Here is a 1,013-nt window from a genome sequence, read left to right as displayed (position 1 = left end):
CCTTAATACCGAGGTCGATATCTAAGCCTTCTTTTTCTGCGACCAAACGCACCAATGATTCAGATTGGTGAGTATTCAGACAATCCATAATCAGATGCCATTTTTGGGCATCGGGGTCAGTTTCAATGATGTGACGAATATTCAGTACAAAATCGGATTCTTTTCTCGAATCTCCGCAAGTTGGCTCGATAATCTTACCATTCGCAATATTGAAATTCGCTATCAAGGTCTGCGTGCCATGACGAATATATTCAAACTCTCTTTTTGCAACTTTTGCGGGTCGCATTGGTAAGTCTTTTTCGAGACGCTCAATGGCTTGAATTCCTGTCATCTCATCAACCGATATAGTGTGTTCTCCATTTTGACTGCGTTCAATCGCAGTCAGATATAAGCCTGTAATATCTTTAACTTTTGCATCAAATTCTTCATCCACAGGGGGGGGTTAACCAGTAGCGCGAGGCGTGTGGTTTAAGTTCTGCTTCTTCTAGTAATCTGCCAACATGGCGGACTGATATACTTTCAATAATGCCTTGAAACATGATTTCCTCCGCCAGTTCTCTCGCCGTCCAATGACTTATTGGTCGTCCATAATCGGACGGTGAGGAACAGGCAAGTGCAAATAACTCAGTTACTTGTTCCATGGTAAATTTTACTGGTGCGCCAACACGCTCTTGATCTTGCAATCTTTGCAAAATCGATAAGTCTTTTCCCTCGCTTTCCAACCATCGGTTTCGCCATAAGCGAGCCATCTGTCGGTTAATCTCTAGGCTTCGGGCTATTTCACGATGGTTTTGACCATCTGATGCCATGAGAATTATTTTGGCTCGTAGCACTAGCTGTTGGGGCGTTTTGTGTTTGTCGATCAACTTCTGAAGTTGATGACGCTCGCCATCGCTTAAATTTAATATTTTAGGCATTAATAAGGCCATCTCTGACTCCTCGATCACCCACCTAAACGGGTCTCAGCTAACTATGTTATTCTACCACAAATATAGTCTGTGTACTTACGCCGA

The 1,013-nt window shown here is 43.0% G+C and carries 2 protein-coding genes; both read right to left on the bottom strand.

Annotated features, from left to right (window positions below; genetic code table 11):
* On the bottom strand, positions 1 to 433 hold a 433-nt coding region (locus QUA16_RS36785), incomplete at its 3' end, for a transposase (RefSeq protein WP_333109807.1).
* A complete protein-coding gene (locus tag QUA16_RS36780) occupies positions 426 to 929 on the bottom strand; it encodes a helix-turn-helix domain-containing protein (protein ID WP_333109808.1) in 504 nt (167 codons plus the stop codon). The genes QUA16_RS36785 and QUA16_RS36780, both read right to left, overlap by 8 nt.
* Between the last annotated feature and the right edge of the window lie 84 nt (positions 930 to 1,013).

It is taken from the genome of Microcoleus sp. S13_C3, assembly GCF_036700905.1.
GTDB lineage: Bacteria > Cyanobacteriota > Cyanobacteriia > Cyanobacteriales > Microcoleaceae > Microcoleus.
This window is presented reverse-complemented; position numbering and strand designations above follow the sequence as displayed.

What these genes read in the sequence shown, in the direction of transcription:
- QUA16_RS36780 (WP_333109808.1), bottom strand. Translation starts at nt 929, where the DNA reads ATGGCCTTATTAATGCCTAAAATATTAAATTTAAGCGATGGCGAGCGT.